The organism is Streptomyces sp. NPDC127119 (genome assembly GCF_042677425.1).
Lineage (GTDB): Bacteria > Actinomycetota > Actinomycetes > Streptomycetales > Streptomycetaceae > Streptomyces.
This window is the reverse complement of record NZ_JBHXTO010000252.1, coordinates 1-7513: the sequence shown is the minus strand read 5'-3', so window position 1 is coordinate 7513 and position 7513 is coordinate 1. Positions and strand designations below refer to the sequence as shown.

The 7513-nt window shown below is 72.8% G+C and carries 6 protein-coding genes; all 6 read left to right on the top strand.

Going from position 1 to position 7513, the window contains the following annotated elements; all coding sequences use genetic code 11:
• Positions 1–460 precede the first annotated feature (460 nt).
• Genes ACFVH5_RS43240 through ACFVH5_RS43215 form a run of 6 tightly spaced genes read left to right on the top strand, consistent with a single transcriptional unit; the run spans position 461 to position 7450 of the window.
• Positions 461–1297, top strand: coding sequence for a cupin domain-containing protein (locus ACFVH5_RS43240; RefSeq protein WP_385839176.1), 837 nt, complete (start codon positions 461–463; stop codon positions 1295–1297).
• Positions 1298–1304: 7 nt separating this feature from the next.
• Positions 1305–3167 carry an asparagine synthase (glutamine-hydrolyzing) gene (asnB, locus tag ACFVH5_RS43235; protein ID WP_385839175.1) on the top strand — a complete coding sequence of 621 codons (1863 nt, stop codon included), beginning with the start codon at positions 1305–1307 and terminating at the stop codon, positions 3165–3167.
• Positions 3164–4198: a PrpF domain-containing protein gene (locus ACFVH5_RS43230; protein WP_385839174.1), complete on the top strand. Its 1035-nt coding sequence runs from the start codon at positions 3164–3166 to the stop codon at positions 4196–4198. The genes asnB and ACFVH5_RS43230 overlap by 4 nt, the downstream gene beginning before the upstream one ends.
• Complete coding sequence (locus ACFVH5_RS43225; protein ID WP_385839173.1) at positions 4177–5406, top strand: acyl-CoA dehydrogenase family protein; 1230 nt, start codon at positions 4177–4179, stop codon at positions 5404–5406. Before ACFVH5_RS43230 ends, ACFVH5_RS43225 begins: the two co-directional genes overlap by 22 nt.
• Positions 5394–6869, top strand: coding sequence for a dihydroorotase family protein (locus ACFVH5_RS43220; RefSeq protein ID WP_385839171.1), 1476 nt, complete (start codon positions 5394–5396; stop codon positions 6867–6869). Before ACFVH5_RS43225 ends, ACFVH5_RS43220 begins: the two co-directional genes overlap by 13 nt.
• Entirely contained in the window at positions 6866–7450 is a 585-nt protein-coding gene (locus tag ACFVH5_RS43215) for a flavin reductase family protein (RefSeq protein ID WP_385839170.1), read from the top strand. Before ACFVH5_RS43220 ends, ACFVH5_RS43215 begins: the two co-directional genes overlap by 4 nt.
• Positions 7451–7513 lie beyond the last annotated feature (63 nt).

The window sequence follows — 7513 nt, the reverse complement described above, 5'->3', positions numbered from 1 at the left end:
GCGCGCCCCCTGCTCAGGGGGCGCGCCGTGCGGCGTTCGCGTGTGGCCGGCTGCTTGATGCCCGCTGCCCGCGTGTCCCGGCCCCGAGGGCCGGCGCCCGGTACGTGGGGCGAGCCGCGCCGTTCCCCGCGCCCCTCAAGGCAACAGAGTGCGCCGTTCCCCGTGCCCCTTACGGGTCACAGCCCCGTCCGGTCCCCGCCAGGCACGCACCCACCCGGTTCCCGCGCCCGCTCCGTGCGCCGGGAGCGACGCGGGACACGACCGGGAACCCGCCGCGCGAACCTTCAGGAGCAAGAGAAAAGGAGCCACAGAAGCCCCTCCGGCCCCTGTGACCCCACCCACTCGCCTCTCCCGTATCTCCTGTCTCCCCCACCTCCCCCGTCTCGCCCCCGATTCCCCCACCGCACCAGCGGGCCGACGCCACCGCACCGGCCTTCGTACACAGGAAGCAGCCACCGGAATGCCCCCATCCACCGCACCCGCACCCCATCCGGCCACCGCCCTCGGTGACGCCCGCATCATCACCGCGGCCGAGTTCGAGTTCCGGCCCGTCGCCGGCGCCGACCCCGCCGCCCGCACCACGGTCGCCACCCCCGTCAGCCCGGCGGCGGGCGCCACCCATGTCACCCTCCACGTCGTCCGGATAGCCGCCGGCGAGTCGTACTCCCCCGAGCACAGCGCGGCCGAGGAGAACACGGTCGTCGTCTTCTCGGGGACGGGCACCGCGGCCGTCGGTGAGCTCGAATCCCCCGTCGAGCGCGGATCCGCCGCCTACGCCCCCACCGGCCGCGCCCTCACCCTGACCGCGGACGGCAGGGGTCTGACCGCCTACGTGTGGCGCACCCCGCTCGCGAACGCCCCCGTCGGGAGCGAGCCGGTCCTGCACTCCTCCCTGTGGGACGAGACCACCCAGCTCCGCGGCTTCGGCGGCACCGGGCAGGTGGACGCGGCCGAGCGCCGGGCCACCATGAACTTCGTCTTCTGGCCCGGCAACGGCAGCAGCCGGCTGTGTCTGCACTGCGGCATCCAGCAGCCCGGCGAGACCTTCAACGTCCATCTCCACCCCGACAGCGACGAGGCGTTCATCGCCTTCGAGGGCGTCGGCCAGATGTATCTGCGCGACCGCTGGATCGACGTGAGCGCCGGTGACGTCCTGTACGCGTCGCCCGGCGTGCTGCACGGCGCCCGCAACCCGCACACAGGTCCCACCGCCCGCCGCTTCGTGACCTGCGGCGGGCCCAGCCCCTACGACCCGGCGCTCTACTCCGCCGCCGGCTACTCCTCACAGGTCAGGTGAACGCAGCGTGTGCCGCATATACGGAACCTTCAACGTCCATTCCGACGAGGCCGAACTGCGCCGCGTCGCCGACCTGATGCACCACGGCGGTCCCGACGCCCAGGGTGTCGCGCACCGGCCCGACTGGGCCCTGGGCAACAACCGCCTGTCGATCATGGACCCCGAGGGGGGCGCCCAGCCCTACCACCTCGGCCGGGTCACCGTGGTCTTCAACGGTGAGATCTACAACCACGGCGAGCTGCGTTCGCGTCTGGCCGGCCTCGGCTTCCACTTCGACGACCTGTGCGACGGCTCGATCCTGCCCGCGCTGTACATCACCTACGGGGACCGGTTCGCCGAGCACCTGGACGGCATGTACTCGGTGGCGGTCATGGACCTGCGGGAGACCCCCCGCATGGTGCTGGCCACCGACGACTCGGGCATGAAGCCGCTCTACTACCACTGGGACCGCGCCGCGGGCCGCTTCCACTTCGCCTCCGAACTCCCCGCGCTGCTGGGCTTCGCCGGGGTGAAGGCCGAGGAGGACGAGGCGGGTCTCGACGCCTACCTCACCTCCAAGACGCCGTTCGGCAACCGCACCATGTTCCGCGGCATCCAGGTGTTCCCGCCGGCCGCCACCGTCCTCCTCAGCCACCGGGACGGACTGCGGATCAAGCAGCGTCCGATGGCCCACGAGCAGGGCCTGCGCCCCGACAAGGACCGCACCCTCACCGAGGCGGGCGACCAGCTGCGCGACCTGCTGTCGGAGGAGGTGTCCCGGCTCCTGATCGCGGACGCCCCCGTCGCCGCGGTCACCTCCGGCGGGCTCGACTCCAGCCTCGTCACCGCACTCGCCGCGCAGGCACTGCGCGACAGCGGCGGCTCCGGCAGCCTGCACACCTTCAACATCGCCTACACCGGCACCTGGCCCAGCGACGAACGCGCCTACGCCGCCGAGGTCGCCCGCGCCGCGGGCACCACCCACCACCAGGTCGAGGTCGATCCGGCCACCTTCCCGGACCTCATGACCGACGTCGTACGCCACCTGGGGCAGCCCAACGCCGACCCCATCACCCTGTCCACCTTCTCCCTCTTCCGCGCGGTCCGTGACGCCGGCTTCAAGGTCGCCCTCACCGGCGACGCGGCCGACGAACTGTTCAGCGGCTACTCCCGGATGACCCAGGCGGTCGCCGCACACCACGGTGCGAACTGGATCGACGGCTACCTCGACCATCTCGCCGCCGTCCCGCGGGCCCTGCGCCAAAGCCTGTACACCGACGAGTACGCCATCGCCGTGAACGCGGTCGGTCCCGCCCTGCCGCCCGGCATCCGGCGGATCCTGCACAGCAGCCCCGGCACCCGGCTGCAGCGCATCGGCGCGGTGGAGCAGCGCTACCGGCTCCCCGCCTACCACCTGCGGCGCGTCGACCATCTGTCGATGGCCAGCTCGGTCGAGGTGCGGCTGCCGTTCACCCAGCCGTCCGTCGTGCGCTTCGCGTCCACCCTCACCGACGAGCAGCGGCTCGTACCGGGTCTGGGGGTGAAGCGGGCCCTGTACCAGGCCGCGCAGGGGCTGATCCCGCGCAGTGTGCTGGAGCGGCCCAAGCAGCCCTTCACCCTCCCGGTCACCGCGATGCTCACACCCGGCCAGCGGCTGTGGACCCTCGCCCGGGACGTCCTGTCTCCCCACACCCTGCGCGCCGACGGCCGGATCCGCCCCGAGCGGGTCGACGCCCTCTTCGACGAGCAGGCCACCCGCCCCAGCGACGCCGTCTCCCTGGCCCTGTGGTCCCTGATGTCGCACCAGCTGTGGCGCCAGGAGTTCTTCGCCACGGCCCAGGCCCCGGTCACGCTCCACACTCCGGTCCGAGTCCTCCAGGAGGCGGCGTGACTGTCAGCCTCGCCCGTGCGCACGGCACCCCCTGCCCCACCGCCGTGATGGACGCGCGCACCCTGCCCGACTCGGAACCCGAACTCCTCGCCCGGCTCTCCGAGTTACGGTCGGCCCTGGCCGACCAGGGAGCCGCGGACGTCCTGAAGAACGCCCTCGTGCAGCCCTCCCGGCATCCCCTGTTCGACCTGGACTACCGCTTCGTCCAGTCGATGCCGGACAGTTTCGACAGCTTCGACCTGCGCGGCTCCTGCGGCCACTCCATCCTGGCGGCGGTCGAGGCGGCGGCCCGTACCGGCATGATCCAGCCCCTCGTGGCCGGCTGCCGGGTCCGGGTCAACGTCCTCAACAACGGGGACAACGTGGTGTGCGAGGCGGAGGAGACCGACGACGGGGGCACCCGTTTCACGGCCCACTTCCTCTGCTCGCCGCCGCGGCCGGTGAACGACCTCCTGATCACCGGTGAGCCCGTCACCGGCATCCCCTTCGAGGGGCGTACGGTTCCGGTCTCGCTGGTCTCCATGGGCAATCCGTATCTCTTCGTGCACGCCGCCGAACTCGGCGTCCACACGGTCGAGGGCCTGTTCGCCGACGACCTCGTGCTCTTCGACCGGATGACCAGGCTGCGCCTCGCGGTCTGCCGGACGCTGGGCTGGGACACCACCGGCGCCTTCCCCAAGGTGGCCGCGCTGCTCCCGGACGGTCCGGGCGCCCTCGCGGTCCGCGCCATCTCCGTACCGTCCTGGCATCCGACGGTGGCGCTCACCGGGGCCACCTGCCTCGCGGCGGGCGCCGCCGTGGAGGGCACGATCCCCTACCTGCTGTCCGGTGTCTCGGAGCAGCCGGACAGCGACCTGCTCTCCCTGCGCACACCGGGCGCCACGGTCCGCGCCTCGGCCCGTATCGCGGGCGGCCCCGGCGACCGCCGGCTCGCCTGGATCTCCGTCGCGGAGAAGCAGGTCGACTACGCCGGTCTCTTCCTGCCCGCCCCCACCTCCGAGGAGTTGTCATGGCTTCCGCTGACAGCCTGACCGTGCCCGAAGCCCGGGCACTGACCGAGACCGACGTACCGCTCCCCGAGTCGGCCGGCGAGCTGTCCGCCGGACCGTCCACCGAACCTTCCGCCGGCCCGTCCACCGGTCTGACCGCGTCGATGCGTGAACGCCTCGCCGCCGCCGCCCGCGACGCCGACGCGAGCGGCGAACCCGACCGGCCCGCGCTGGCCCTGCTCCGCGAGACCGGACTGCTCGGACTGGCCCTGCCGTACGAGTACGGCGGCACCGGCGCCGACGCGCACGGCCTCAACTCGGCGGTCGCACAGGTGGCGCAGGTCAACGCCTCCGCCTCGATCATGCTGTTCCAGCACTACGCGGTCAGCAGGCGCATCCTCGAACACGGCAGCCCGGCCCTGCGGCGCCGGCTGCTGCCCCAACTCGCCCGCGGTGACTGGCTCGCCGCCTCCGCCTGGAGCGAGACGGGAGCGGGCGCGAACAAGAAGCAGCTGTCCACCGTCGCCCGCCGCACACCCGACGGGGGCTGGGTCCTGGACGGTGCCAAGTCCTTCACCACCAGTGCCGGACTGGCCGACATCTACCTGGTGCTGGCGCAGACGGAGGAGCCCGAGCCGGACGCCGCCCCGGACACCGGCTACGGCTCCGCCGGTCAGACCTTCTTCCTCATACCGGCGGACGCGCCCGGCCTGGAACCCGACACCTCGATGCGGCTGACCGGCATGCGCGGTTCGGCGACCGGTTTCGTCTCCGTGCACGACTGCCACGTACCCGACACCGCCCGGCTCGGCCCGGTCGGCGCCGCCGCCTCGATCATCGCCGGGGTCCGGGACAGCGGTGCCACGCTCGGTGCCGTGTCCGTCGGCCTGGCCGAGGCGGCCCTCGAACTCGCCCACCGGCACGCCGAGAAGCGCGGGCTGCTGGCCCAACAGGCCGTCCGGCACCGGCTGGTGGACATCGCGGGCGAGGTCGAGACCGCCCGCGCGGTCGTCGAACGGGCCGGCCGCCGGACCGCCGACGACCCGGGGATCGCCACGCTCCACTCCAAGCTCGTCGCCTCCTCGGCGGCCGAGCGCGTCATCAACGCCGTCGAGCGGCTGCTGGGCTCGGCCGGCTATGTCGCTTCGAACGAGATCAACCGCTACGGCCGCGACGCCCGTGCCGTCGCCCTGATGGGACCGACCAACGACCTCTGCAAGGAACTGGTGAGTCTGACGTGGAACCGTTGAAGCCCCGATCGGCCGATCCTTCCGCCGGTCTGCCCGCCGCCTTCTCCGCCGGTCCGCCCGGCGCCACTCCCGCGGGCCCGCCCGTCGGCCCGCCCGCCGATCTGATCGTCGAAGGGGGCCGCCTCGTCACCCCGGACGGTGTCCGCGACGGAACGGTGGTCGTCCGGGACGGCCGGGTAGCGGCCCTCCTCGCGCCGGGCGAGCCCCTGCCGCCGGGCCCGCGCCTCGACGCCGCCGGCCGTTACGTGCTGCCGGGTCTGATCGACTCCCACGTCCACTTCCGCACACCCGGTCTGGAGTACAAGGAGGACTGGGAGCACGGCAGCCGGGCCGCCCTCGTCGGCGGTGTGACGACCGTGATGGACATGCCCAACACCCGTCCGCCGTCCCTGGACGAGAGCAGCATGCTCGCCAAGGCCGCGGTGATCCAGGGCACTTCGTGGATCGACTACCGCTTCCACATGGGCGCCGACCCCGACCATCCCGAGCTGCTGGCCGAGCTGGACCCGCGCATAGCCTGCTCGGCGAAGGTGTTCATGGCGGGACATCACACGGCCCCGGTCGTGTTCCGCGACGGCGAGCAGCTGCGGCGGGCCTTCGCCGCCGCCGCCCGCGGTGGTGTCCGGCTCGTCCTGCACGCCGAGGACCAGCACGTCTTCGACCTGCTCGACGCGAGTTCGGGCGCCCCGGACACGTACGGCGGATACGAGCCGCACCGGCCGCGGTCCGGTGGGATCGTCGCCGTCGCCCATGTGGTGCGCCTGGTGCGCGAGTACGGGACGAAGACGCACATCCTGCATGTGTCGTCGGCGGAGGAGGCCGATCTGCTGTCGGCCGCAGCCGCCGAAGGGCTGCCGCTCACCTACGAAGTGACCGGCCATCACCTCTCGTTCACCCACGACGACACCACCAGGCGCGGCCCGCGGACCCGGCTCTCCCCCGCCATCCGCGAGTGCCGTGACCAGAAGCGGCTGTGGCAGGCCGTGCTGCGCGGCGAGGTCGCCACCCTGGGCAGCGACCACGCCCCGCACACCGTGGAGGAGAAGAACCGTCCGCCGGCCGACGCACCACCCGGTCTGCCCGGCGTCCAGGAACTGGCCACGGCCGTCTGGACCGGCCTGCGGACCCGGGACATCGCTCCGGACGAGGCTGCCGCGCACCTGGCCCGGCTCATGGGCGAGGGACCTGCCCGGCTCTTCGACCTGGTCGGCAAGGGCCGGCTCGAAGCCGGTGCGGACGCGGACCTGACCCTGCTGAACCCGTCCGACCGCTGGCAGTTCTCCGCCCACGACGTCCAGGCGCTGTGCGGCTGGTCCGCGTACGAGGGCTGGACCTTCACCGGACGCTTCACGACGACGGTGAAGGGCGGCCATGTCGTCTGGGACATCCGGGACGGGTTCTCCGGCCGCCCCGAGGGCCACTGGCTTCAAGGATCGGCCCGGCCTCTGGAGGTGGCCCGATGAGTTCGACACTGCTCGAATCCCAGACCCCGCCCGGCACGTCCTCGCCCGTTACGTCCTCGTCCAGCACGTCCTCGTCCGCGACGGCGGCTCAGCCGGTCCAGGACCTCGCCGATGCCTTCCGCGCCGCGATGTCCGCGCTGGCCGCCCCCGTCACCCTCGTGACCTGCTACGACGACCTGGGCCGGCCGCGCGGCCTGACGGCCAGCGCCGTCAGCTCACTGTCCCTCACCCCGCCGCTGTTCCTCGTCTGCCTCGACCGCAACTCCCGTTCGCACGACACGCTCACCGGCGCCGAGGACTTCGCCGTGCACCTCCTCGGCCCGGGCGAGGAACACCTCGTCAAACGCTTCATGCGGCCGGCCGAACACCGCTTCGACGGCGTCCCCCTGGCCGCCGATTCCCACCGGGCCCCCGTCATCAGGGACGCCTCACTCACGCTCCACTGTGTCCGCCACGACGTCCTGGAAGGAGGCGACCACACGATCCTCGTGGGACGGGTGACCGCTGTGCGCGGCGAGCCCACGCACTCGGGCGGCCTGCTCTGGCACCGACGGGGCTTCGCCCACGCGCGACGCCCATGACCCGGACGGGGGGTGCCACCGGGACGCGGCCGGCACCCCCCCGCCGGGGTACGGCGCCGAAAC

Coding starts and splice junctions, on each gene's coding strand:
- ACFVH5_RS43240 (WP_385839176.1), top strand. CDS start 461: ATGCCCCCATCCACCGCACCCGCACCCCATCCGGCCACCGCCCTCGGT.
- ACFVH5_RS43225 (WP_385839173.1), top strand. CDS start 4,177: ATGGCTTCCGCTGACAGCCTGACCGTGCCCGAAGCCCGGGCACTGACC.
- ACFVH5_RS43215 (WP_385839170.1), top strand. CDS start 6,866: ATGAGTTCGACACTGCTCGAATCCCAGACCCCGCCCGGCACGTCCTCG.